This window comes from Fuerstiella marisgermanici (assembly GCF_001983935.1).
In the GTDB taxonomy this organism is placed as follows: Bacteria; Planctomycetota; Planctomycetia; order Planctomycetales; family Planctomycetaceae; genus Fuerstiella; species Fuerstiella marisgermanici.
In genome coordinates, this window is record NZ_CP017641.1 from 8850001 (window position 1) to 8875754 (window position 25754).

The window sequence follows — 25754 nt, forward strand, 5'->3', positions numbered from 1 at the left end:
CGGCGTACGAAGCGGACGATTCCGACACATAGGCGTCGAAGTCCTAACAAAACCTGGGTAACGCACCACGCAGGTTTTGTTAGGGGTTCGGTGACGTCGTCGTGAGCAAAGTGAGCACGGCGGCCTTTGGAACGGATCCACGACTCGAGCCAACCAGCGCGGCGGACGCAACTCCGTCGGCTTTGAAACTATGCCATTCTTTGGCGCACGTCGCGCCCGACAGACGCGTGTCTTTCGCCCGTCCCGATCGGTCTGGGAGAAGATCCGATCCAGCTTGCAGGACTACAAGGTCCTTACGCTGTTGTTGGTCGCGATGCTGGCCATTATCAGCCTGGTATTGTCGGTTCGCGCTTGGAGTTCGCCCTTCCCTTATCGTGAGGGGCAGGTGTCATCCGCCGGTATCCAGGCACGAGTCGATTTTCAGATCGAAGACCTGCTGGCGACTCGTCAGGCAAAGTCTGAGGCGGAAGAAAACGCGCGACTGGTGTTTGTGCAGGACAACACGGTTCTGGACAACATTGCCGCGAAGTTTAAGAGCGACCTTTCTGCGATTGCGAACGAAAAGTCGCTGTCGAAGCTGCCGAAGGAAGTCGTCGACGCCTTCCAGCTTAAGACCGAAATCCCCAGCGATGTTGAAAAGGGAACTTCGCCCAGCACTCGATTCGATCAGGTCCGTCTGGCGATTACTCATTCCGAGACACCGGTCGCGGACAGCGTTGACCGAATGGCCCAGGAATTTTCGGCGCTGCTTAGTGGAGCTCAGGCCGTCGGCGTTCTCAACAGCGATGCACTGACAGTTGGCGAGTTGTCGAAGGAAGAACACCAGCCGCAGATGCCGATCGAAATTGTGGGCACGGACGGCAGAGCAATCAGCTACAACCTGTTGACGGACATCATTCTGGCCGACCAGTTGCTGGATACGGGACGGTTTGGCAGTGCCTGGCTCACCCTTCCAAACCTCGTCCAGATTCGCCCAGCGGTTGAAGCATGGTTGAAGAATCGGATGAAAGGGCAAATGTCGTTCAGTTCGAACCTGACAGAGGAACGGCGACGTGAGGCGGTCAACCTGGTGGAACCGCAGTACAATTCGTTCAGCAAAGGAAGAGTTCTGGTGTCGCCAGGAACTCTGATCGGAAAAGAACAGCTTGAGCAACTTGATGTACTGACGGTTGAACACCGTGCTCATGAAGAACATACGACCTTCAACGGCCGACTAAGACGAGTCGCCGGCGCGGCGTTGCTGATCACGATGATGGTGGTTCTGTATGGAGTTTACATCTGTCGCAACGAACGACACCTGCTGCAGCAGACCGGACAACTTGTAGCTCTGGTTGTCATCTGCGCCGCGGCGGTTTTACTGAGTGGAATTGTCAGTCGCGACCCGTGGCGCGCCGAAGTCATTCCACTGCTGGCCGCAGTGATGACGATTGCCATCGTGCATAGCCAGCTGCTGGCCGTTCTAACAGGGTTCTGCCTGTCGATTCTGATAACGATGTCGACCGTCGGCCAGTTGTCTCATTTCGCCGTGTTAATGCTGCTGTCTTTTATTGTCCCGATCCCGTTAAGAAGCATTTCATCGCGATCGGTCATCATCAAGCTGGGCTTTCTGCTGGCTGCGGTCGCGTTTCTTAGCGTCTGGGGTTTCTCAGCCATGCAGTCACTCGATTTTGCTGATGCATGGATCCATCCTTCCATTTTAATCGTCGCGTTGAAATTCGCCGGCTGGTCGCTCGTCTGTTGTTTCATCGTCCATGGCAGTCTGCCGTTTATCGAATCGGCATTCGGGATTGTGACCGACATCAGTTTGTTGGAACTCACAGACGTGTCGCACGAGCTGCTGCAGGAACTCGCGCGGCGAGCTCCCGGGACCTACAACCATTCGATCACCGTGGCGACCATCGGCGAAGCCGCAGCAGATTCGATCGGCGCAAACGGTTTGCTGCTGCGAGTTGGCGCGTACTTTCATGACATCGGTAAGATGGTGAAGCCGGACTACTTCATCGAAAACATGGCCGCAGGGGCCGAGAACCCTCACGACAAGCTGGCTCCTGCGATGAGTGCTTTGATCATTATTGGACACGTCAAAGACGGCGTGGAAATGGCCGAACAGCACAACCTGCCTCGCAAACTTATTGACTTTATCGAGCAGCATCACGGGACGACATTGGTGGAGTACTTCTTTCGCGAAGCCACCAACCGAGCGGACGAAGACCATCGCACCGACGCCGACGAATCAACCTTCCGCTATCCTGGCCCGAGACCTCAAACCAAAGAGACGGGCGTCATGATGTTGTCGGACGCCATCGAAAGTGCCAGCCGCACGTTAAGCGAACCGACCCCCAAACGTATTCAGTCGCTGGTGAAAGAGATCACTCTGAAACGCGTTTTGGACGGCCAGTTTGACGAATGCGGCCTGACCATGCGGGAACTGCGGACGGTCCAGGAGTCGCTGGTGAAATCGCTGCTGGCGGTGCACCATGGCCGCGTGAAGTATCCAGACCAGAAAACTGCGTGATCTCCCATGTCGTTTGAAATTGATATTTCCGATTCGACAAGTGGTCAGAATGTGGATCTCGCAAAATTGGAAGCCGCTCTCCGCCATGCTCTTGCTGTGGAGCAGGTGGCGAGTGCCGTGCTGAGTGTGAGTGTCGTGACGAACGACGAAATTCATCGTCTGAACCGACAACATCTGCAGCACGACTACGCCACGGATGTGATTAGCTTTCAGTTAGACTGGACGTCGCCAAATCACGCCACACCACCTGTCGTGACAACCGGGCGATCAGCAGACGCATCGATTGAAGGAGAAATTGTTGTCAGCCGACACTACGCTGAAGAAATGGCGGCCCGCTGCGGCTGGACTCTGCAGGACGAGTTGACACTGTACGTGATTCATGGAATGCTGCACATCTGCGGCTACGATGATCTGTCGCCGAGTGAAAAGGAAATCATGCGATCGCGCGAACGTTGCATTCTGAATGGGCTTGGACTGTCACCGTCGTACCCTGGCGACAATGGCGGAACGGGAACGGATCGGGGTGACGAGCCGCCGGGGGCGACTGAATCCCGTTGTGCGATCAGCGAAAGCACTTCGGAGGGCTGTTCGTGAGCGCGTTGCTGCCGATTGTTTTCGGCCTTGCACTGACCTTGCTTTTTGTTTTTCTTACGCTGACGTGCTTCAGTCTACGCGATTTTTCTCGCAGCCGTCTGGAAGAAATCTGCCGACAACATCGCAAACTAAAACGCTTTGGTGCCATTCTTCAGAACCACCATAAGCTGCTTCTGTTGTCGGAATTGCTGCTGCTGTTGACGGGGTGTCTTAGCCTGAGTGCTGCGTTTTCCAGTCCGTATTTTCAGTCCTTCCTGCCGCCTGAATCCGCCGACTGGCCAATCGTTGTTTTGTGGCTGTGTCGCATCTCAGCTATCGTCCTGACGGGCGGGCTGTTATTCGTCCTGCTTCCCTGGACGATTGCTCGAGTCCGTGGCGAAGCGCTGTTGTACCACTTCTGGCCTCTGTTTTCTGTCGCTGGAAAGTTGGGGACGCCGGTTTGGCATTTCGCGGTCAATATGGACCGCATGGTTCATCGCGTGTTTGGCGTACCGGAACCAAGTTCTGAGCAGATTGCGAGTTTGCTGACAGGAGAACTGTTGACCGTTGTGGACGAGAGCCAGCGCGAAGGCGTGATTCACTCCAGCACATCAACCATGATTCGGCGAGTTGTCGATTTGCAGACGGAAGACGTGGCCGCAATTATGACGCCTCGGACAGACATGGTCACAATCCCGGCAGACACACGCCTGGCTGCCGCGCTGTCAGAAATGCTGCAGAATGGCTTTTCGCGCGTGCCGGTGATTCGTGAAGGTATTGATGACATCGTCGGCATTCTGTACGTCCGCGACCTGCTCGCTTACGCCTCAGAAGCGAACGACAACAATGGTGTTGATTCAGAAGATGCCCGCACGGTTCATGACATCGCCCGCGATGTGCTTTATGCGCCCGAATCTCAGGGCATCGGTGATTTGCTTGAGGCCATGCGGCAACAAAAAGTTCACATGGCGGTCATTGTGGACGAGTACAGCGGTGTGTCCGGACTCGTGACTTTGGAAGATATTCTGGAAGAGATCGTTGGTGAAATCTCGGACGAATATGATTCAGACGACGACACACTGTGGAAGTCGCACACCGAAGGCTGCACAGAAGTCGACGCTCGATATCACCTTGACGACCTGAACGAAGAGTTCGGCTACAGCTTTCCTGAGGACGAAGAATTCGACACGATCGGCGGTTTTGCGCTCGCTTGTTTCGGACGTATTCCAGTCGCTGGTGATGAACACTACTGCAACGGCATCAAGCTGACCGTTCTGGAAGCCGACGAGCGTCGCCTGATTCGACTTCGCATTGAAGGCGATACCAATCCGCCAGCTGTCGACCCGAATCAGGCAGTGAGTGCGTAGTTGGGCAGCTGAAAGCGATTGCGAATCAGCGTTGCTGGCGTTCTACCAACTTGACCAGCCGCTTGTTCTCAGACCGAATGTGTTCAAGAAGTTTGTTCGCCGCATCCCGCCCCTGCATCGCCGATTCATCCCCGGCTTCACTCGCTTTGTCCAGAGTCAACAAATAGCCCACGATCGCTCGCGTCGTTCGCTCGTCATCGGCTTTGCAGCTCTTGTACACGCCGGACAATTTGTCGACCAGTGTCCAGTCTTCCCAGCGGGCGAGATCGATGATGGCGATTTCTCGAAGCTCTTCACGCTGCAACAGCGGGTGAATGGCTCGTCGCAAGCGTTGCTTGCCAATCGCTTCCGGTTCGTGGTTCCACAAAAACTGAACCGCCTGAACGACCGCGTAGACTTCGAAAGTGGGCACGGCCGAATTCTTCAGACGGGAATCTTCCAGAAAGGTCAGCCCTTTCTCACCAGACAACACCAGCAGCCCGCCCATCAAACCTTCGCAGCCGAAACGAAGATCCTCACCCTGCGGTAGTCCAATTTGCTGTTGCAGGAATTCTGCATCCGAAGCTGTGCCGCTCATCCCGAGCATCAGTCCATACAGACTTAGGCGTTCCGGGCTGGTTGCGGCGTCCGCAATCCAGGTACGCAGTTTTTCGTTGTCGAAAGAGTCTTTCAGCGATTTGATGTCGCCGTACTCAGACTTCGCGAATTCGCCCCACGCATCCGCAGCGACTAGTCCATCGGCGTGCTCCAGAAACGACAGGAAGTACGTTAGCCGATCAATTGACTCGATTTCCGGTTCCGGAGCTTCAGTCACATACTGCCATGCAGCGGCCGTGACGGGTTCGGGAGAATCCCAGGTCAGCACCTTGGCCGGCGTGCTACTGCTTTTCGTCACATCCTCGGAAGTGGCCGATACTTTTCTAACCTTTGTGGTTGCCTTGTCTGGTGCTACCGGGGCCGCTGTGGCAAACGTTTCCATGATTTGCGGAGTATCCGCGTCTGTAAAGGCGGCCTTGATCAGATAGTGGTCGCCCTTTTTTCCGTACACGTAGTCGTCAATGCAAATGGTCTTCGCTTTGGCGACGTGTTGTTTACCTTTGTGGACGTCAAGAATCTGAAAGATGGCAAACGGTCGCTGAGTGTCAGATCCTTCGTCGATCGTCGCCAGTTCTGCGAGCATCACGATGTCCGACGCCGCGATCATTTCGGACCACGTTTGCGACGGAGCGAGACACAGTGGACACGCAATTGCAGCGGGCGTGCTGAGGATAGCCAGGCTACAAACGACTGCGTAGAAAACTCTCATCCCTGATTCCTGTCCGTGACGGCCTTCGTGCCATGGTCTGAAATTTCAGATCTTAAATCCGCCGGAGAATACCACCCAGCGCCCAGTGGCATCCAGACCAGTCTCAGCCCCAAACGCAGCCAGGCCGCTTCGCGCAATCCACGAAGCGGCTGACTGATTTTTCTATTCGCAACCGGAGAGGCAGGTGGCTAAATCACGCCGCCGTGGACTCGGTATGGAGTTGCCAGGTCGGGCAGTTCGAGGCCCCAGATGCGTTCCCAGATCTCTGGGATATGCCGCATGCTCTCGGATGAGTAAATCAACTGCCGGGCACGAATGTCCGGGGATGGATGCCAAATGGGCAGCGCACATCCGATGTTGACGGACGTGCAGAGCAGCATAAGACAAACAAGAAGTCGTTTTCGAAGTGTCATCATCCCGTCCTTCCGTGGACTCGGCTCACGACCTGCTGTGGAGATTTCCACGCGTTGCAGGTGACATTGATTCCGTCGTTTTCTGGTAAGTGTGTCGATCCGACCGCAGCCGGAGGTGTGTCGTTGACAACTTAACCTGAAGGCATGAAACACATTGTGACAACAACGACCGCTAACCGCCGTGTTTAAACGGAGCCGGGCCGCTGGGTGGGCGGTAGATTGGTTCCTGGGATATGCTGCCGGGACCGTTTTGGCTGCCAGTTGGTCGTTGCTCAGTGAGCGGTGGCAGGCCGTTGGGGTTGCGAATTTCAACCTGAGCCGCGGCAGCTCGTTCGGCCTGTTCGCGAGCGAACTCAGCCTCTTCCATTTGCAGCACTCGTTCTTCCATTTCCTTGCCCGGTTTGAACGTAACTACAAACTTGGCAGGGACTTCCACCTGCCCGCCGGTTCTTGGATTGCGAGCTTTTCGAGCCGCTCGTTTCTTTACTTCGAACACGCCGAAGTTGCGAAGTTCGATTCGACCGTCCGTGACCAGAGTCTCAACGATTGCGTCGAATGTCTTTTGAACAATTTCCTTCGTCTTAAGCTGAGTTAACCCCAACTCTTCAGAAATTGCTTTCACGATCTCTTTCTTGGTCACGACCAAAGTCTCCGAGAAAGGTCTTTCAGGGCCTAAAAATGCAACCGTCAGAATGACTCAACTGTATGGTTACTATAGACTTACTGTCAAGGGCCTTGTCTGAGCCGCTGCTACTGAGGCATCCGCGAACAGCCACCTCGGCACCGTTTTTCCGACAGTTCATGCATTCAGATTAAGTTGTCAAAGATCTCGTGAGCCCGACCCGCAGACCGTTCACACACCTTCGTTATCGGACCTGCAAACTCAATTTGTTAGAAAAAATCGGTATAACCCGCAGACTCGGGCGAGATTGCAACGACTCATCCGCTGAAATGTAGCTCCCCCAAGCAGCAACATCACCGCAATCCTCCCTTTCGCAGGGCGCAACCCCTTCTGCAAAAACAAGTTAAGGAATAATCCATGAATCACCGCAGCATCGCCTTGGCGATTGTGGCTTCCGCAGCCAGCTTGCTTGTGTTCGGATGCAGCGAGAAACGGTCAGTTGCTCCACCAGCTTCGGAATCCGTCGCACCGGCGGACGAAGGCAGCTCAGCGGCAGCGGCGGGATCCGTCGAGGCCGAACCTCAGCCCGAATGAGATTAACCGCAGGCTAGCGTTGCTCGACCATACGCAGGCCTTCGCCAGTCAGAAGGCAATCCGGCGGTTGGATGTGGTTGGCGTCTTTCACCCATCGAGTCGGAAAGCCGCGACCTTCTGCGAGGCGGCGTTTGGTGTAGGCTGCGAATTCCGCGACTGAAATAACGGGAACAGTCTGCTTTGTGGCCGCCGCTTCCAGCAGTTCCAGATTGGCGGCAAATTTCTCCACGATCCGCCGTTCTGCTGCTGAAGTCGCCCCCTGTGAATCGAAATTCACATCGCGCACATAAGTGGCCTCAAACCACGACACGCCTCGAAGGTTGTCCAGGTCGGCAAAAGCAATGTGATCGACCGGTTCGATCGTCGGTTCGTGCAGCCTCGCAATCGCGGCCTTTGCGGGCGACAGTTCGAAAACGAAAACAAAGGCCGATCTCGATACATCGTCTGGTTCGGAAAGCGACGAATCGGACGAGTCCGAGAAAATTTCCATCGACAATTCCACATCCGGTTCGCATTCGAGCGGCTTCAGTTTCACGCTGGGTGCGTCCACCGATGACGACACTTCAGACGGCAGCGCTGTAGGCAACGGCGGCAATACGAACTCACCCGCCGAGGGTGTCGTTTCGTTCAATGCCCCCAGTGCGCCTGGCCAGACGCCCGCGTCAGATCTGATTGGTGATCAGCCAAACGGAGCGAGGTTGTCGATCGGCAGAAACAGTTCGAGCACCAATAACAGGAACGAAGTGTTCGAGAAGAAAGACCGCTATTCTCACGATCCGCTGTCTCGCGGCTATCGGGATGAAGCGGCCTCCGAAATCAGCAAGGAAACCTCAGACAGCCACTTCAGCTTTGAAACGGGGACCGAAGGTACGTCGCTGGACACCGGTTCCAGCGGCAGCACGTCAAAGAAGGTCGACAACAGCCTGACTGTCTGGTACTCACAGGACATTCAGAATCCGGACTACAACTATACAGAGCGAACTGTCACGACATACACGGAAGATTCCAGTTCCAGTTACAATTCGGGAGTCGTGCTGGGCAGCGACGATGCCGGCGTGACCAACGAAGGCAAATTCAATACGAACATTTCAGCGTCTGAAGAAACACACTGGATGGTCGACGGAGCTTCCAATACTTGGTCCATCCGGGATTATTGTGGGTAGAGGTCGAGTCCTCCGCAGTAGAAGAGGATGGCGGTTTTGAAGTTGTCGCGGTTTCGGTATCCGCCGACTCTTCGTTTGATGGCCATGATTTTGCTGTTCATTCCTTCGGCGACGGCGTTTGTGATTCCGTGAGTGCAGTAGCTCACCACATTGGCTAAGCGTTCTTTGATCGTGCGAGCGACTTTCTTCATTGGCTCCAGCTTTGTGTGGATGACTCGCTTGTACCAGTCATTGAAGAACGTCGTGGCCTCTGCCGGAGTGTCATGAACCCAGAGGTCTCGCAGCATCTCCTTGTAGGCCCACGCTTTGCCCGTGAGTAACTCTGCCTTCCATGCGGCATCAAAGCGTTCCTGCTGTTTTTCGCTGAGATTCTCCTGGCCTGAAAGCCACAGATACCGAGTTCCCGTCAATCGATCATCGCCTTCGGCGCGAAGCTTCTTCTGCTCCGACCGACGGACCTTGTCGACGGCTTCGGTTGCCAGCTTCATGATGTGAAAGCGGTCGTGCACAATCTTCTGTTCGGCCAATGCAATGTTGCCTTTGGTGCTCTTGACGTATGCGGCACTCATGTCCATCGCAACCGCCTCCACAGACTGCTTTTCACTGTCGGAAAGCTGATCGAAACAGGCATCAGCGGCTGCCGTGTCATGACCATCGGAAATCGCTTCGACAGTGCTCTTGTCCAAGTCATAGATCAGCGTGACGTAGTTGTGTCGTTTTCGAAAGGCTTTCTCGTCGATGCCGATTCGAGGGAGGTTCTTCGATTGTTTGCGATCCTTCCCGCGAGCCACCGCCTTCTGCAGAATGTGCCACGATTCATCCCATGAGATCCCCAGAATGCTGCACGCCCCTTTCACGGTTTGTGTGGCCAGAAGAACGTCGATGGCGAAGCGTTCAAAGAACAATGAGAAGCGGCTGTTCTTTTCCGCCCAGGGAAGCCTGATCTGTTTGGTTCCGTGGTCGGGACACTTCACGCGAGGCGTGCGGGCATGAAGGATGGTCGCAAATTGCATCGTGTCCAGATGCCGCCATTGGCGAGACTTCGTGTGGTCATAGCACGGCAGCTGCCTGTCGCAATCCGGACAGCAAAAAGTTTCGCCCTCGCCATGTTCGACGAAAACGTCGACCTGTTGAGCTTCCATATCCAGCTGAACGTCCGCCACAAACCACGGCCCCGTCAGTCCCAAAATCTGTTCGTAAAAGTCTGTTCCCTGCATCCCACGAAAACTAACGAATTAACGCCTCACCCACAAAGAACCCGGATGGACCCAATACTTACGTCATCGCAGAGATTTATCGCAACAGTTTCGATAGTGAAGCCGATGACAACGAGTCCGGCAGCAACACACCTGCGGCTGATTCCGGCGACGACGTTGATCCGGATGACGACGGTCCGATCCACCGAATCACCGAACAGTATTCGGGCGACGGCGTCGACGACGATTCCGTGAACATCATTCTGGAAGAAACGCCGCAGGGGCCGTTCCAGGACAATTTAAGAACACTCGACGACATCCTGGCCGAATACCTCGACCGTAAAACTCAGTTGGAACGTCTGAAGGCGGCTCTGGCGTTAGAAACCGATCCTGACAAGCAGAAGTATCTGCAAGACCAGATCGACGTGCAGACCGACATTCTCGGCGACCTCACTGACGAAGCCCTCGCTGCCGGAGCCACTCAGTCTGACCTCGACGGCCTTGATTCTAACGCCGGTGCTGCAGCGGCCAGTGATCCGATTGAGCAGCAGGAATGGTATGGTGGCGACAGCGGGACTTGGACGATGTCTTGGTTTTTTCCGGCGCTAAGCGATACTTTTTGGGATGGCAGGGCTTTCGAAAGCGTTCTCGGTGCCATCAACCAAACGGCTGATGTGGTCACATTTGATTATTTTGATTTCACGCAGTACGGCTCATATTACGGGCACGAAGACGCATTTCAGCTTGGTCAGCCGATGGGTAATTATGCGGGAGGTTCGTTGCTCGCGGCAGCCGCGGTGTGGGCGTGGCCAGCCACCGGTGGTGAGACGTTTAGTGTTCTTTGGGCACCACGGGGGACACATTGGGCATGGCAGGTGACAGTGCGGGGTACACCACTGACGTATCATTGGATTCCTGGATATGGAATAACAGGCCGAAGCGCCCTGCCGATGATTCAAAGCCTGCCGGGTAGCGGGGCGTTGACTGGGATTCCGATTCTATTTCCTTCGTCGGTTCTAAACACCACACCTGGTGCGAATTGTTTCACAACAATGCTACGCGCACTCCGAATGGCAATGATAAACAGGTAGAACTCAATGCCAGCTAGAAGTTTTGTTGTCCCCGATCAATTCTACTCTCGGTGGCAGGCTACCCTTTTCACCGAGGGCTGGAGTGTGGAAGCGGTTGAGCCGCTGCCAAATCATTGCGTTTTTTGCGGGACCGTTATCGCAAACGGAGATTACGTTTTTGTTGAGATTTCAGAGTCGGCAGCGTTGCCGCGTCTGGAGCTCAGGGACGATGAACACTTGCTCGTTATACTACCGCAAGAACCTAGTTTGTTGCGGAGGACATTTGCTAGAGCAGCGAATAAATTGGCGTATAGGATCGTTCAATTGGTTTACCAAGTAGGCGGACACGAACTGAAGGGGAACACATGGGACAAGCGAAACAAAGGGGACGCAGATCAATAGTTCAAATTGCGTCGCAGGAAGCATCAGGAATGATCAAAAGGGGCAGGTCTCCTTGTTTAATTTGGTGTCATGAAAACGCCCCTTCGATTCCCTCGGGGTCGCTTTGATTCATTAGTCACGACAAGAATGAAACGAAAGACACCTGCTCCATCTGATCTTTCCTCGATATCAACCAAAAACAAATGGAAGAACTTTTGGGCAAACGGAAGGACGCGTGGCACCAATACCGTTTCGCGCAGCGACTGTGTTTCGTGACGTTTCTGTTGTGTCCTGGAATAATTGGACTCATTTATTTCCGCTGCCGGTTTGACTTGCCTGGTGCAGCCCTTGAACCCTACGTGGCCGTCCTCGGCCTGCCGGCAATGGTCGTCTGCTTCATTTCCTGGATGGTGTGTCAGTATTGGAAGTGTCCGCAGTGCGGAAAGCGTTTCTTCATGACTTGGTACATGTCAAACAGCTTCGGACGGAAATGCCTGCACTGCGGGTTGCCCAAATGGGCCGACCCCGAGGATGACGGCGAAGGCCGGACAGTGACTAAAGAAGGCTGACCTGCCGGATCGCTTTTTTGATCGTGTAATTCTTCGCTGTCGTCTGAGGAATCTGTCTTAGACAGGATGTCACCGTGCCACGCCAAAGGAACACTATCAATACCATGAGAAACCACATCATCGTTTTACTTCTGTTCTTCGTTGGCTGCGTTGACGGGGACGACACTGCGAAGTCAGTCGAAGCGCCGGATTCCACGCCAGAAACTGAGACGGTCCTGCAGCCGATTCCGGAGGATCCTGTGACAGACAGCGGTGTCGGGTCGGCGGCGCTGAAGTTGATGGCAGCGGTTCGTAGACTGGATGAGATGACGGCTCACTATGCCACCACGCAGAAATTTTCTCCTCAGAACGTCAAAGGCATCGAACGTGATCTGGAAGATCTGAAGAAGGCCAGCCCTCACGAAACTGAAGTATCCGTCTATAACGAATGCCTGGCAGTGATCGAAGAGGTGCGAGGCTGGACGAACGCGGATCAACCGGTTGATCTGCTGCCCGCCAAAAAACGGATCAAGGCGCTGCAGGCAGCGCTGCGGATAGATCCTCACGACTTTCACAATGAACCGCTCATGCGAGCCTACTCGAATGTCGCTATTGTCGTGGCTGCGCCGAAGGATCCGGGCGTCGTTCAAAAACTGGATGAGGCCGACAAGCTTGCGGCCACACCCGGAACGGATGAAACCTCCGCCAGGCTGACTCAGGAGTTTCTCGCGAAGCTGCGCGAGTTCGTCCAATCTCCCAGCGATGAACGGCGGAAAGAGGTTCTGCGGCTGTCGCATCGGGTCGTCTGGGATCTGAAGCTGGATACCTATCGCCGCCTCCAGGTTTGGCGGGCTGACCAAGACGAGAAACGCAGTAGTAACCCGCTAAATCGCCTGCGTTCGGGGCTGTAAGAGCCCGAGATTTAGCGGGAGCGCAGGAAGCATCAAAGGGGCAGGCCTCGTTGTTTAACGTGGTGCTGGGGAAACACCCCTTCGGTGCCCCAACTGGCGACGATGCCCCCAAGCAAGACTGGCCAAACGCCAGCGTCAGGTCTGATTTCGATAAGCCGAACGGATGAACGGTGAAACGGGAGCAGCTCGATTATTCCAATATTCCAATTGAGTCGTGTCCCCATTTTCGTCCGCTATGGCGACGAATGCGCAATCCGACGGCGATGCCAGCGGGATTTATGACGCTTGTCGGCAGACGGAAATTCAGAGTCAGCTGCGCCTCTCGCCCTTAACACGGTTTACGAGAATGGTACTTGCGTTTCTTGCCATCGAACTCAACGCCGACTGATTGTTGACCTCGCAACGTTTTCTATCTTGACTGAAATGGTTACGCTTTCACACAACGTGATGACGTTGTTGCGCCTCTCCTAAACGTCCGGATACAGACTGTTCACATGCTGCGATCTCATTTGACCATAATTTCGATGCTCTGTTGCTTTTCATACACTGCGGCGTCGACCGCAGCAGATGACCATTCCGCTGATGTCGTTATTTATGGCGGCACCAGTGCGGCGGTAACGACTGCTGTTCAGGTGAAGCGCATGGGGAAATCAGTTGTCGTCGTCAGTCCTGACGAGCATCTCGGTGGACTCACTTCCGGCGGCCTGGGTTGGACCGATTCGGGCAACAAAGCGGCCATCGGGGGGATCAGCCGTGAGTTCTATCAGCGAGTCTGGAAGCACTACCAATCCAGCGACGCATGGACCTGGCAACCGCAGTCGGAATTCGGAAACCGAAACCAGGGAAAGCCCGACACCGTCGGTGGCCCCGGCACGATGTGGGTCTTTGAACCTCATGTTGCGGAAGATATTTTCGAAGACTTCGTGACGGAGTATCAAATCCCTGTGTTCCGTGACGAGTGGCTCGATCGACAGGCCGGAGGCGTCACGCTGGAGAACGGCAGGATCATTTCGATCCGAACACTTAGTGGTGACACGTTTCGCGGCCGCATGTTTGTCGACGCCACATACGAAGGTGATCTGATGGCGGCTGCGGGAGTGAGCTATCATGTGGGGCGCGAAGCGAATTCTGTTTACGACGAAACATGGAACGGTATTCAGGTCGGGGTTTTGCATCACACGCACTGGTTTCAGAAACCCACGGATCCGTACGTCAAGCCGGGCGTGCCGTCCAGCGGTGTTCTGCCGCTTATCAGTACCGAACCGCCGGGCACCAAAGGCGAAGGCGACAAGCGAATTCAGGCATACTGTTTTCGCATGTGCCTGACGAATGTGCCCGAAAATCGCGTACCGTTTCCAAAGCCAGAGGGATACGACGCCGGTCAGTACGAACTGCTGTTGCGAGTCTTCGATAACGGCTGGCGGGAGATGTTTCGCAAGTTCGATCCCATGCCAAACTATAAGACCGACACCAACAATCACGGTCCGCTCAGTACTGACTACATCGGCATGAATTACGACTACCCCAACGGCAGTTACGAACGCCGCCGTGAGATCATTCGTGCGCACGAAGTGTATCAGAAGGGATACATGTACTTTATGGCGAACGACCCTCGAGTCCCGGAAGACGTTCGATCGGCTGTGTCAGAGTGGGGCTTGCCCAAGGATGAATTTACTGACAACGGAGGCTGGCCTCACCAAATCTATGTCCGCGAAGCACGTCGCTTGATCGGTGAGTACGTGATGACAGAACACCATTGTTTGGACACGAAGGAGACTCCGGATTCCATCGGAATGGGATCTTACACGCTCGATTCGCACAACGTGCAGAGATACATCACACCGGAGGGGCATGTTCAAAATGAAGGCGACATCGGTGTGAAGACTCCCAGGCCATACAAGATCGCTTACGGCTCGATTGTGCCCAAAACCGAGGAATGCCAGAATCTTCTTGTACCAGTCTGCGTGTCGTCGAGTCACATTGCGTTTGGTTCGATTCGCATGGAACCCGTCTTTATGATTCTGGGACAGTCCGCCGCCACCGCAGCGTGCCTGGCACTCGACAAGGACGTCACCGTAAATGAACTTCCTTACGCGGATCTACGGAAACGTTTAGCTGCAGACGGACAGGTACTGGAACTCGATGTCTCAGCGTCTTACCAGCTGGCGGCAAAGAAGCTGCCTGGCATCGTCATCGACGACCGAATGGCTGAATACACGGGAAGCTGGCAAACGTCGTCTGCCAACCGGCCCTATGTAGACAGCGGCTATCGACACAATGGAAACGTGCAAACCGGAAATCCTACGGCCACGTACACGGCGACGTTGAAGCCCGGCCGATACGAAGTCCGATTGACGTATCCTCCGAACGCCAATCGAGCGACCAATGTTCCCGTGGCTGTCACTCACACCGAGGGTACAACTCGTACGGTGATCAATCAACGCGTTAAACCACCGATCGACGGCACCTTCGTCAGTGTCGGCACATTCACGTTTGGTCAGAGCGGCAAGGTGACCATCGGGACAACTGACACCGATGGCCACGTGATTGCAGATGCAGTGCAGTTTCTGCCACAAGAGTAGTCCGGCTTCGCGGCGGTACGGTTGCCTCAGGTTGCAGACGAAACTTCTTTAACGTGACGGCATTTGTCGCATGCGTCAGCCGGGCGCCGCAATGTCGCTTTGAAGCTGACATGGGACAACCTGCGCGGACGACTTCAGTGGAAGGCCGGTGCGAATCGCGCCTATCGCTTCTTACCGCGAGACAGAGACTTCTGGTACATCTTCAGCAGGTCTCGGTAGCGTCCAGGCGGTTGCGTTTTTCGAGACGTCGTGTCCTGTTGAGCTCGGTCGCGATCGGTGCGACCGAGTCGATCTTTGGCGGACGATTCGAGGTCGAGACTCTTCAGTAGTTCCTCCACGCGACGTCGTTGCAGGCGTTCCGGGGCATTGGCTTCGTCCGGTGTGTCTTTCAGGGACCGAAGCTGATCATGCATGCGTTCGCTGAACATCTTGAGTTGCTCTTCGGTCCAACCAAGTTCTTCGAGGAGTTCCTTGTCGACTTCGCCTCGATCCAAATCCTGCTGTAACCGCTTTAAAGCCAGGTCGGCGGCTTTGGCGGCATCGTTGACGTCCGGGGCTGCTGATCCCTCTGATGAGCCGCTGCCACCTGTTCCGGTTCCGTCGCCATCTTTGCCGCCCTGAGCGTTCCCTTTTTGAATCGGGCCGGCTGTCGAACCGCTTGATCCGCCACGTGCGCCTTCGCCTGTTGATGGCCCGCCTTGTCCTTGTTGCCCCTGCCCCTGACCGGGTTGACCACCCTGCTGACCTTGTCCCTGCTGACCTTGCCCTTGCTGGCCCTGTCCTTGTTGACCCTGTCCCTGCTGACCCTGTCCTTGTTGGCCCTGTCCTTGCTGGCCTTGTCCTTGCTGGCCCTGTCCTTGCTGGCCCTGTCCTTGCTGGCCCTGACCCTGCTGACCTTGGCCTTGTTGACCCTGTCCTTGTTGACCCTGTCCCTGCTGGCCTTGTCCCTGCTGGCCTTGTCCTTGCTGACCTTGTCCTTGTTGGCCCTGTCCTTGCTGGCCCTGTCCTTGCTGGCCCTGTCCTTGTTGGCCCTGTCCTTGTTGACCTTGGCCTTGTTGACCTTGGCCTTGCTGACCTTGGCCTTGCTGGCCCTGTCCTTGTTGCCCCTGTCCTTGTTGCCCCTGTCCCTGCTGACCCTGTCCTTGTTGCCCTTGGCCCTGCTGGCCTTGTCCTTGTTGGCCCTGTCCCTGCTGACCTTGCCCTTGCTGGCCCTGACCTTGTTGGCCTTGCTGACCCTGTTGCGGGTTGGCGTTGTCCTGATTCATTCCGGGCGGCTGCGACTGCTCGTTTTGCCCCGGCTGTTGAGTCGCGTTTCCGTCTTGCTGTTGCGCAGAGTTCCCACTGTTTTCGCCCGGTTGCTGCGTTTCAGTCACGCCCTCGCCGGGAGCATCCGATGGCATTGGGTCGCCTGGATTTTTACCCGGCTCGTCGCCCTTCGCACCGTCCGAATTTCCGTCGCCCGATTTTCCACCGTCTTGTTGAGGGTTATCTTCCCCGTTGGCAGGCTCGCCCTTGTTTTCTGATTCGCCGTTGGCACCCTTCTCTGATGCCCCTGATGGATCAGTCGTTTCCGGTCCCTTGTCTCCATCGGCCTGATCAGAACCGTCCGCTTTGGGGCTGTCCGGAGTGCTGCTGTCGGCTGCGGCGTCTGGTTTGTCGCCGCTCATTTCGGGCGCACTCGGCGACTTTGCGCCGGGATCGCCACTGTCGGGCGAATCTATGTCGGGCTGATTAACTCCGGGCTGCTCGTTGCCCGTCGAGTCAACGCCTAGCCGTTCTCCGGCTGTCTTTGGATCTGAGTTCTGATCCGCTGGCTGGTTGGTGGGTTCCGTCCCGGTTTCCGACATCTCAGCGTCGTTCCCTTTGTCGCGGAAGTGCTCCAGCAGCTTTTGCAACGCCTCGTTGTCGGTCGCCTTCTTCTTATCCTGGCTGCCGGAATCGTCTGGCTCCGACGAGCCGTCAGGTGTTCCTTCTATATCTTTGGATGGATCCTCGTTCTTATCAGAACCGCTGGCTGAGTCTGCTTTCTCGCCTTCCGTTCCTTCAGTGTTTGGATCTTCGTCACCGGTGGCAGAATCCGATTTCGAACGGCCTTTGTCACTCGGTTCAGACTCAGTTCCTTCACCCGTTCCGTCGGTCGTTTTCGAACTCGTTCCGGCACCGTCGCCGTCCTCAGACTCAGTCGCCTCATCACCACCTTCGCCTGACGGAGCTTCGCCTTCAGACGGTGCTTCTTCCTGCGAAGGATCGTTGGCGGCGTCATCGCGAGTGCCACTTTCCTGCATCTGCTGGCGTTGGTGTTCTTTGTCCTGTCGCAACCGTTCCTGAACTTCCTGTGGCGTCACCGGTGCTTCGACGATTAACTGCAAAGTGCCGGTGCGCGACTGAGTTCCCAGCAGCGGCTTGTTGTCTCGAGCGGTTACGAAGTACGTCACGATGTCGCCGGGTTTCAGGTCGAGGTGGCCGAGATCGAATTCGCGCGTTCCCTGCCACTTTTTCCGAGGCGTCATGCGAGTTGCGTCGTACAACAATTCCGGTGTCCGCATCTGTCCGCCGACCTCGTAATGCAGTTCAACAGAACGCAGCAGAAAATCCGGATCTTCGGCTTCGACCAGCATCGGAATGATCGCATTCGCGGGAACTCGCAAATCTCGGATCGGGTCCAGCAGCCGTACAATTGGCGCCTGGTCAGGGCGCACCTTTACGGCATAGACGGTCGGCGAAGGATCTTTGCGACCGTCGCGGTCTTCGACTTCAATTCGATAAAACGTAGGCGACGTCCCGTCTTCCCGAAGATTCAGCGGGAAATGGCCGGTGATCATCGTGCCATCGACGTTCAACTTCACTTCTTCGGCTGGAATCGCAAACGTTGCATCATCGCTGAATTTCAGGATGGCTCTTTTGAGTGGGACATTGGATTCGGCCGTGAGGTCGATTTGCGAACCTTCCCAAACATCGATATTGCCATGCCGAACAGTGCGTTCAGGCAGTTCGGTGTAGGAAGGATATGCGTAGTGCAGTTCCGTCACACTCACACGCGGCGGTTGAGAAACCGTGATGTGAAAATCCTGTGACACTGCATCGCCGGCCGTCACGGTGTACGTCAGGTTTTGTTGAATGCCGCGGTCAGATTCGCCCACCATAAGGACTCGAAACCGTCCAGTATCGTCCGTGGGTTGCATCGCCATCTGCTGATCAACGTAGGTTTCGTCCTGCGTTGTGTACGTCACGAGTACCTCTTCGGGGATCCGGCCTCCGATGTCGGCAATGATCTCAAGCTGCCGGCCCGCATCGATCGTGGCGTCGCCTGGCGAAACTTTCAGAATACGACTCGTGGTTGCAACGGCCGCCTTTGACAGTGTCAGCGGGCGCAGCAGGTTCATCGATTTTGGACTGAACACCGCGTACAGGCACGTGACGAAGACCATCACAAACAAAGTGATTCCCAGTTGCATCAGCCAACGACGGTCGATCGCTTCGTCAATGTTGATTTGAGACAACCGCACGGCCGCTCGTTTTTCGATCGTTCGTTTGATCGATTCTGAAGACTTCATGCCTGCGGCGTTCAGGTCCACAACGCTAAGTAGGGCCCCGGCGAATTCGGAGTCTTCCTTGTCCAACATGCGAGCCGCGTACAGCGGATGAATCTCGCGAGTCCACGGGCGAATGACATACCGAAACACGATGTACGCGCAGGCGATCAATACCACTCCCAACATGATCGCTCGAGTTAGCGGCGCAAAGCCGCCGGTGACAACCCAGTGGTCGAAAAACGTGAAGACCAGCACGTAGCCAATTAACAGAACGCCCGCCAGCAGCAGCGCGGTGAGCAATTCGGTCCACTTGATGCGATTGCGCGCGACGCCGATCTGGTAGTCGATGAATTCATCGCAATCGGCATACGGACTGGATGGATCGGCAACCGTTGACATAAAAATTCCCTGTGGGGCTTACCTTCAACCTGATTCTCTGCAGAACAACCGAGGCCAGCCTGCCGCGAATGGGTAAAGTTTTGGCTGCCACTCGCCTTCATTCAGAAACGAGTATCCCGCCGATGTGTCTGACCTATTGTCTATAATTGGTGTGCTGCAGACAAATTATATCGTCACCCACAGATGGTGCAGACAAAAAGAACTCGGTTTCGAGCCATTGCGCGGCTCAAGCGACGACAAAACGCAGCGAAACAGAAAGCTACCAGACGGTCGGCACGTACGGCTGGCGATCGCTGTAATTCGTACAACCAACCCGGCGGCCGGTCGATTTGAAGGCGGTCGGTGAATAGACCGGGAATTGCTGCAGACCGGCCGGTTGGCGACCGAAGTCGAAGAAGATGGACTGTACCGGCACTTCCTGCCGGTTCGCTGCTACCTAAATCACCTTCTTAGGCAACCATGCATCCGGATCGCAAAATCGGTGTCGCGATGGGAATCCTACTTGTCGGCGTTGTTGCGGCTTTGTTTTTCCGCAACGAGCCGCTGCAGGACGATGGTGCGCTGACCGTACGCCGCGAACGCGAGCTTAACGATCGGCTGCGTGAACGAGATGTGGCCGTGTACCTCGATTCTGACGAACCAGCTCCGGAAGCCGCTGAAGACGATCCCAGTCTGCGGCTGGAGGAAATTCTGGCTCAAAATCCTGCCACCCGTTCAACGCCGGTGCCCGTGCTTCGTGACGGAATGGCTGTCGGAACAACGCCTGCTTCTACCCCGCCAGTGACCCAGCCACCTCTGCGTTTTGAACCTCCAACAGACACCATTCGCACGACCGACGATGGCGAATCAGAATCGGACGGCGACGCGGCAGTTGCATCGTCGGGAACTTCGTCATCGTCAGGACCGACGTCGCCGGAACCAACGTCCGCACAAAAAGCCAGGCAGGTCGAGTACCAGGAGTACACGGTGCAGTTTGGCGATACCTTGTCGGAGATCTCTGAGAAATTCCTGGGATCGCAGGGGCGCTACCGCGAAATTTACGAAGCGAATAAAGACCGCATGGCCAGCCCCGACCGTTTGCAGGTTGGCAAGGCGATTCGAATCCCGCGCGTTATTCGCTAGATCGTTCCGGCTGGTTGGACCAGGCTGGCGGCGGCACGCTGAATTCTCGCAGTTCTCCGTTTCGATCGTGCAACGCGATCTTCCATGCGTGCAGACACATCGGCGGATCATCGGTCCCCAGCGTAAAGTTCCGGCCGGTCTCGCCATCGGACAAGTACGCCGGGTCGCCCATGATTGGGTATCCCAGATGCCACAGGTGCAGACGGATCTGATTTGTACGGCCCGTTAATGGCGTGACCTTCAACACAGTCGATCCGTCGTCGCATCGATGTAGAACTTCGAATTGAGTACTCGCCGTCAGTCCATCGGCTTCGTCAATTAGCCGGAGTCCGGATTCGCCCGGACGCGACGAGATCGGTGCATCGCATTCGAATGCGTCGTCCGTCGGATGTCCGATGACTCGCGCAAGGTAGGTCTTGGAAACGGTCCGTTTTTCGAATTGCGGCTGAACGACTTTTGCCACGTTTCGTTTGCGGCACAGCACCAGCACGCCGGACGTGTTTGCGTCCAGACGGTGGACAATCAGCGGATGTTCGGGCCGGTACAGTTGATCCAGAATGTAGTGCAACGTGTTGCGATTGAAACGCCCGGACGCGTGCAACGGCAGTGGCGCGGGCTTGTTGATCACCACAAACTGGTCGTCTTCAAACACGACTTCGATGGCGTTGCTGACGTCAGGTTCGACCGTGCCAGGCAGAAGGTTTTCGAACCGTTCGCCGCCGCGGACGACGCGATCCGGTGACAGAGGCAGCGTTTCCGGCGGCGGAGACTTCTTGCGTCTTCGGCGACCGTGCCGTTCGCCCGGCACGATTTCGGACGATTCAATCTTTCGTCGCCATTCGTCGCGGTCCACCTGCGGATGCCATTCGGCGACAAAATTCAGCAGCGTATAGCCATCGAATCGCTGCGGTACGTTCAGCGGACGCTTGTTGAAGTACGGCTGACTGCCCGGCAGCGGTGAAATGATCTTCTGCAATTGAGCGTTTCGATCCTTCAGGCGATCCGCCATGATTTCGTCCGGTTCGCGATAGCAGCGCGGACATGACACTCCCGCCTCGTAGCGTTCTGATTGCTGGTCTTCCGGTGAGACGACTTCCTGGCAAACGTAGCACTGAGTGTGTTCGGTTTCCTGTAATGTTGGATCCACGGCGACTCGCTGATCAAACACGAAGCAGTCGCCGTCGTAGTGGTCGCCGCCGCATTCTTCGAAGTACTTCAGGATGCCGCCTTCCAGCTGAAACACTTTCTGAAACCCGGCCTGCTCCATATATGGCCCGGCCTTTTCGCAACGAATGCCGCCCGTGCAGAACATGACGACGGGTTCGTCCTTCAGTCGTTCCGGCAGCCGAGCAACGGCGTCGGGAAAGTCGCGAAAGTTGTCGACGCCGGCCGGGATCGCATTTTCAAACGTGCCGACTTCGATTTCATAATCGTTGCGTGTGTCCAGAAGATGGACGGGGCGACCTTCGTCCAGCCACTTTTTCAATTCCAGTGCTGGTAGCTTCGGCGAACTCCTGTTGATCGGATCCACGCCTTCGACGCCGAACGCGATGATCTCTGATTTGATTTTGATCAGCATCCGAGTGAACGGCTGGTACTCGCTAAGACTCTCCTTCACTTCCAAATCTGCAAACGCCGGATCGCGGCGAATTGTGGCCAGAAATTCGTCCATCGGCTCACGAAGTCCGGCCAGGAACAGGTTAATGCCCTCGGGGCTAAGCAGGATCGTGCCGCGCAGGTCACAGCGTTCGACCAAATCTCGCAATTCGCTTCGGCGCTGTTCAAGTTTTTCCAGGCGGACAAACTTGTAGGCCGCGATATTGACGACCGGGCTGTCAGTTGGAGTGGAAACGATTTCGGAAGCTGTGGACATGATCGGATACGACTGGAAGAAAACCTGGGACGCCGATGTTAGCGTGCCTGTTAGTGTGGAATCTGCTGAGGATACACGCGTGGGAATCGCAGGCAAAACCCAATGCGGATTCTAATCCTGTGGGAATCGCCAAGTACTTGGAATCCTGCGAGCATCTCCGTAGAATCAGGGGCTCTGTTTTACCATCAAACGGGTGATAAACTCGATCTTTTTCAAGGGAGCTGACATGAAGAAAACAGCATTGGTCGCGGCCGTATTTATTGCGGCAACAAGCCTGCTGTCTGCTGAAGACGCCGTCAACGTAACGCTGGGAATCGATGACCTCACGTCCGGCATCCCGGGGCACGGGCCACTGAAAAATGATGAACTCAAAGCCTGGCTGGACAACGAAAGCAATCATCAAACGCTAAACGTGGACCTCCCGCTCGGCATGAGCCTGGGCCGCAGCCAGATTAAAGGGCTGAAGGAAAATCCGCTCACGCGAGCCAAAATTGAGCTCGGACGCCAGTTGTATTTTGATCCGCGTCTGTCGTCTGACACAACGATCAGCTGTGCGACCTGCCACCACCCTCAGGAAGGCTATTCTCGCCACACGCGGTTTGGCGTCGGTGTTGAAGCCCTCGAAGGCGGACGAAATTCTCCCGTTAGTTATAACCGAATTCTCAGCAACGAGCAGTTTTGGGATGGCCGCGCGGCATCGCTTGAGGAGCAGGCAATTGGCCCCATCGCCAACCCCATCGAAATGGGTAACACGCACGAAAAGTGTGTTGCCGATCTGCTGAAGATCCCGGGATATAAGATGCAGTTCGACAGGATCTTTCCTGACGAAGGTCTGACCATCGACACGGCCGCGAAAGCAATTGCCTCATTCGAACGAGCCATCGTGACCGGCCCGACGCCGTACGATTATCGTGAATCATTCCGCCGCTTCGCCAATCTGGAGGCGGAAGATCTGGAGGACATGAAAGAAGACGACCCGGAACTGTATGCAGAATACGAGGAAGCGAAAAAAGCAGTCGCCGAGAACCCAATGTCGGTCAGTGCCATTCGCGGTCAGGAGCTGTTCTTCGGCAAAAAGGCTGGCTGCAGCAATTGCCATGTCGGAGCTAACCTGGCTGATGAGCTATACCACAATCTGGGGATCGGCATGGAAAAGGACGAACCAGATCTGGGTCGCTACGAAGTGACGAAGATGGAGAAAGATAAAGGTGCGTTTAAGACGCCCACCATTCGAAACGTCGCTTTGTCTGCCCCGTACATGCACGACGGAAGTCTGGCCACACTTGAGCAGACTGTCGAACACTACAACAAAGGTGGCACACCAAATAAGTGGCTTAGTGACAAGATCACGCCGCTAAAGCTGACGCCGCAGGAGAAGCTGGATCTGGTCGAATTCATGCGGGCCTGCACGGGATCGTTCCCGAAAGTTTCGCCCGGTCGATTGCCAGAATAAATCGGCATTAGAAAGTGAACAGCCGCCAACGGTATAACGTCTGTGGCGGTGTGATAGCGGTACCTCTCCCGCAGTTTGCTGTGGGAGAGGTCCATCGGATGGCGAGCATCGAGCTCGAGCTGAACTTGAGCGGCTAAGTGCAGGAGAGAACGCGATCTCCATCGCGCTTTGCCGCTCACCTGCTTAATGGGCACAGCCGCGCGAACGACACCGCGTCAGCTGCCCGCGAACGTGTTGACGGACCTTGCAGTGCATTCTCGCGAATGCTGCGCGAGTCGCGACGGCTATTATTCCCGAGTCGCTGATTTGATGAATTCGCGAAACTCAGGCTCCACTTTCTTCACCTGATCGACCGGGCCGGTCAGCTTTAGAAAATAGCCCTGGTCCGGCAGGTTGACGACAACGCCAATCATCCGCCAGCCGTCTTCCGGTTCACGTCCGAACCCGGCCGCAAAACGGCCTTCCATGTCGATCAGTGTGGCGTCGGCTTTGGCCACCTGCAGAGTCTCTGTGACTTCATCCCGAGACGCCTCAACCTGTCCACGCCAGCGGTCAAGATTCGCTTCAATGCCGCCGCCGGACCGAGACAGCGTGAGTGTCACATCGGGGCCAGCGTCGGGCATCTGGAATTTGGCGGAAATGATGCCCATCTGGAATTGAGAAAGAGCCACCTTCTCCCAGTTGGAAGGAACGACAAATTCCAGACCGTCAAAGCCCTGACGTTCTGAATCGGCCACGACTGGTGTGTCGGAAGCAGCAACGTGTTCTTCCTCAGGCGGAGCGTCGTCTGTCGCCGTTTTTACGGGTGGCACCGGCGCCTCTGAACCCGATTCGGCGCAACCGATGGTGGCGGTGCTGATCACAGTGCCCCCCACCAGCAACAACAGAATTCGCACAGGTCTCAGGCAATCAGGCATTGATCTACTTAACAGGTAAATGGGTGAAGAAAGTATGGTCCCGTCAACGAACGAGACACCCGAAAGCGTATTCGGCAGCGAACTTAGCTGTGCTGCTGGCGGTCACGCAGGCGGTGACTGACGCGGTTTAGCAGATGCAGGTCGTTGTTGCTGAGGGATTCGCGGCCATGCACGTGGATCTTCTGCAGAATGCGATCCATCTGCTCTTCTTCCCGCTGCCGTTCTTCCAGTTCGCTGTCGCGCTGCTCCTGCTCACGCTGATTTCGCCAGCGTTCGAGCACTTCTGCATGTGAGCCTGTGCTATCCGCATCCGCTCCGAAATAACCGTCACGAAGGCCGAGAGAATCAGAGAACTCATCACTGCCCGAATCACCGAAGTCATAGTCCGCAAACTCGTCCTGCGATTCGACACTCTCATACCACCGCATATTTTCGTGCAAGTGCAGCAGTAACACGAATGAAGACAGGGCCACCACCACGCTGGAGTCAACAACAAAGCCAACGACGATACCCATCAGTCCGAAAACCAGGCCCAGTCGCACCATTAAGTCCCGGCCTTCAACGTCGGCAAAGCGGGACGTCAGATAAGTTCGCAGCAGGACTCCACCGTCGAACGGCGTCACCGGAATGATGTTAATGGCAAACATCATCACATTAATCAGGAAAGCCATGCGACAGACAGTGGTCGCCAATGCTTCGCCGACCGGAATCGTGAACATGACCAGCGGATTTAGCAGTGAGGCGGCCTCCGGCAGCGGCAGTGTCAGCAAACAGCTGACGGCCAGCAACAGGTTAGTCAACGGGCCGGCCAGCATGGTCTGGACATGGTCCTGCCAGTAGCCACGTCCGTAAGGTTCTTCCAGTCCACCCAGCGGCCACAAATGGACCTCATCCATTTCACCGCCCGTCGATCGAGCGACAACAAGGTGAGCCAGTTCGTGAAGCAGCGCGCTGAAAAGCAGCAGCCCTGAGGCCAGCAGGCCATATTGCACACTGCCCAGCCGCCAGATAATGGCGAGGGCAGTCACCGGAAACAAAAAGCTGATTCGAAACCGGGAGCCACCGAGCCGGCCGACCGGGAATCCGAATGTGAGGATTGTATCGGTTGCGTACATGAACCGGATTGTAACGCGCCAGAACCCGGATGCGAGTACGTTCGGGTGAAATTTTCAATCGCGATGTTCAGCAATCTTTTCGTTTTGCCAAGGTTGTACCT

The 25754-nt window shown here is 55.7% G+C and carries 20 protein-coding genes (1 of these 20 running past the window's edge); 11 read left to right on the forward strand and 9 right to left on the reverse strand.

Annotated elements, in window-relative coordinates; all coding sequences use genetic code 11:
* The 4 genes from Fuma_RS33535 to Fuma_RS33550 form a co-directional block, all read left to right on the forward strand.
* Window positions 1–32, forward strand: partial view of a PhoH family protein gene (locus Fuma_RS33535; RefSeq protein WP_229360803.1) — the 3' portion only. 1027 nt of this gene lie to the left of the window's left edge; 32 of the gene's 1059 nt are visible here — the last part of the coding sequence; its start codon lies beyond the left edge, outside the window; the stop codon is at window positions 30–32.
* A 242-nt stretch (window positions 33–274) separates the two neighbouring features.
* Window positions 275–2515 (forward strand): HD family phosphohydrolase, encoded by a 2241-nt coding sequence (locus Fuma_RS33540; RefSeq protein ID WP_158521219.1) that lies wholly within the window; start codon window positions 275–277, stop codon window positions 2513–2515.
* Window positions 2516–2521: 6 nt separating this feature from the next.
* The gene (gene ybeY, locus Fuma_RS33545; protein ID WP_077027959.1) at window positions 2522–3109 is read left to right on the forward strand and encodes an rRNA maturation RNase YbeY; all 588 of its coding nucleotides are present in this window, start codon (window positions 2522–2524) and stop codon (window positions 3107–3109) included.
* Window positions 3106–4455: a hemolysin family protein gene (locus Fuma_RS33550; protein WP_145944518.1), complete on the forward strand. Its 1350-nt coding sequence runs from the start codon at window positions 3106–3108 to the stop codon at window positions 4453–4455. Before ybeY ends, Fuma_RS33550 begins: the two co-directional genes overlap by 4 nt.
* A 25-nt stretch (window positions 4456–4480) precedes the next feature.
* Here Fuma_RS33550 and Fuma_RS33555 read toward each other — a convergent pair whose 3' ends face one another.
* From Fuma_RS33555 to Fuma_RS34525, 3 genes are all read right to left on the reverse strand, one after another.
* A complete protein-coding gene (locus tag Fuma_RS33555; protein WP_077027960.1) occupies window positions 4481–5761 on the reverse strand; it encodes a hypothetical protein in 1281 nt (426 codons plus the stop codon).
* A gap of 188 nt (window positions 5762–5949) precedes the next feature.
* The gene (locus Fuma_RS33560; protein ID WP_083732505.1) at window positions 5950–6177 is read right to left on the reverse strand and encodes a hypothetical protein; all 228 of its coding nucleotides are present in this window, start codon (window positions 6175–6177) and stop codon (window positions 5950–5952) included.
* 169 nt (window positions 6178–6346) lie between these two features.
* On the reverse strand, window positions 6347–6814 hold the full coding sequence (locus Fuma_RS34525; protein ID WP_083732685.1) for an HU family DNA-binding protein: 468 nt from the start codon (window positions 6812–6814) through the stop codon (window positions 6347–6349).
* A 399-nt stretch (window positions 6815–7213) separates the two neighbouring features.
* On the opposite strand from Fuma_RS34525, the gene Fuma_RS35555 reads away from it, so the two are divergent.
* Window positions 7214–7390 (forward strand): hypothetical protein, encoded by a 177-nt coding sequence (locus Fuma_RS35555; protein ID WP_158521220.1) that lies wholly within the window; start codon window positions 7214–7216, stop codon window positions 7388–7390.
* Between the two features lie 13 nt (window positions 7391–7403).
* On the opposite strand, the gene Fuma_RS33570 is transcribed toward Fuma_RS35555, so the two are convergent.
* A complete protein-coding gene (locus Fuma_RS33570) occupies window positions 7404–7940 on the reverse strand; it encodes a hypothetical protein (protein WP_145944519.1) in 537 nt (178 codons plus the stop codon).
* A 193-nt stretch (window positions 7941–8133) separates the two neighbouring features.
* Here Fuma_RS33570 and Fuma_RS33575 point away from each other — a divergent pair, with 193 nt between their 5' ends.
* A complete protein-coding gene (locus Fuma_RS33575; RefSeq protein WP_145944520.1) occupies window positions 8134–8553 on the forward strand; it encodes a hypothetical protein in 420 nt (139 codons plus the stop codon).
* Here the strand turns inward: Fuma_RS33575 and Fuma_RS33580 are convergent.
* Window positions 8541–9770, reverse strand: coding sequence for an ISL3 family transposase (locus tag Fuma_RS33580; RefSeq protein ID WP_077027963.1), 1230 nt, complete (start codon window positions 9768–9770; stop codon window positions 8541–8543). The two genes, Fuma_RS33575 and Fuma_RS33580, sit on opposite strands and share 13 nt — an antisense overlap.
* 230 nt (window positions 9771–10000) lie before the next feature.
* On the opposite strand from Fuma_RS33580, the gene Fuma_RS33585 reads away from it, so the two are divergent.
* From Fuma_RS33585 to Fuma_RS33605, 3 genes are all read left to right on the forward strand, one after another.
* Window positions 10001–10840, forward strand: coding sequence for a hypothetical protein (locus tag Fuma_RS33585; protein WP_077027964.1), 840 nt, complete (start codon window positions 10001–10003; stop codon window positions 10838–10840).
* Window positions 10841–11873: 1033 nt separating this feature from the next.
* Window positions 11874–12659 carry a hypothetical protein gene (locus Fuma_RS33600; RefSeq protein WP_077027967.1) on the forward strand — a complete coding sequence of 262 codons (786 nt, stop codon included), beginning with the start codon at window positions 11874–11876 and terminating at the stop codon, window positions 12657–12659.
* 524 nt (window positions 12660–13183) lie between these two features.
* Window positions 13184–15241, forward strand: a complete 2058-nt coding sequence (locus tag Fuma_RS33605; RefSeq protein WP_077028721.1) for an FAD-dependent oxidoreductase — start codon at window positions 13184–13186, stop codon at window positions 15239–15241.
* Between the two features lie 161 nt (window positions 15242–15402).
* Here Fuma_RS33605 and Fuma_RS35780 read toward each other — a convergent pair whose 3' ends face one another.
* On the reverse strand, window positions 15403–19173 hold the full coding sequence (locus tag Fuma_RS35780) for an ICP22 family protein (protein ID WP_077027968.1): 3771 nt from the start codon (window positions 19171–19173) through the stop codon (window positions 15403–15405).
* Window positions 19174–19632: 459 nt separating this feature from the next.
* Here Fuma_RS35780 and Fuma_RS33615 point away from each other — a divergent pair, with 459 nt between their 5' ends.
* A complete protein-coding gene (locus tag Fuma_RS33615; protein ID WP_077027969.1) occupies window positions 19633–20295 on the forward strand; it encodes a LysM peptidoglycan-binding domain-containing protein in 663 nt (220 codons plus the stop codon).
* Here Fuma_RS33615 and Fuma_RS33620 read toward each other — a convergent pair.
* The gene (locus tag Fuma_RS33620) at window positions 20285–22168 is read right to left on the reverse strand and encodes a sulfurtransferase (protein ID WP_077027970.1); all 1884 of its coding nucleotides are present in this window, start codon (window positions 22166–22168) and stop codon (window positions 20285–20287) included. The genes Fuma_RS33615 and Fuma_RS33620 overlap by 11 nt on opposite strands.
* A gap of 226 nt (window positions 22169–22394) precedes the next feature.
* Between Fuma_RS33620 and Fuma_RS33625 the strand changes: the two genes are divergently transcribed.
* Window positions 22395–23621, forward strand: coding sequence for a cytochrome-c peroxidase (locus tag Fuma_RS33625; protein ID WP_077028722.1), 1227 nt, complete (start codon window positions 22395–22397; stop codon window positions 23619–23621).
* Window positions 23622–23908: 287 nt separating this feature from the next.
* Here the strand turns inward: Fuma_RS33625 and Fuma_RS33630 are convergent, their stop codons facing one another.
* Both Fuma_RS33630 and Fuma_RS33635 read right to left on the reverse strand, forming a co-directional pair.
* Window positions 23909–24538, reverse strand: a complete 630-nt coding sequence (locus tag Fuma_RS33630; RefSeq protein WP_145944521.1) for a hypothetical protein — start codon at window positions 24536–24538, stop codon at window positions 23909–23911.
* 83 nt (window positions 24539–24621) lie between these two features.
* Window positions 24622–25653 carry a metalloprotease gene (locus tag Fuma_RS33635; RefSeq protein WP_077027972.1) on the reverse strand — a complete coding sequence of 344 codons (1032 nt, stop codon included), beginning with the start codon at window positions 25651–25653 and terminating at the stop codon, window positions 24622–24624.
* Window positions 25654–25754 lie beyond the last annotated feature (101 nt).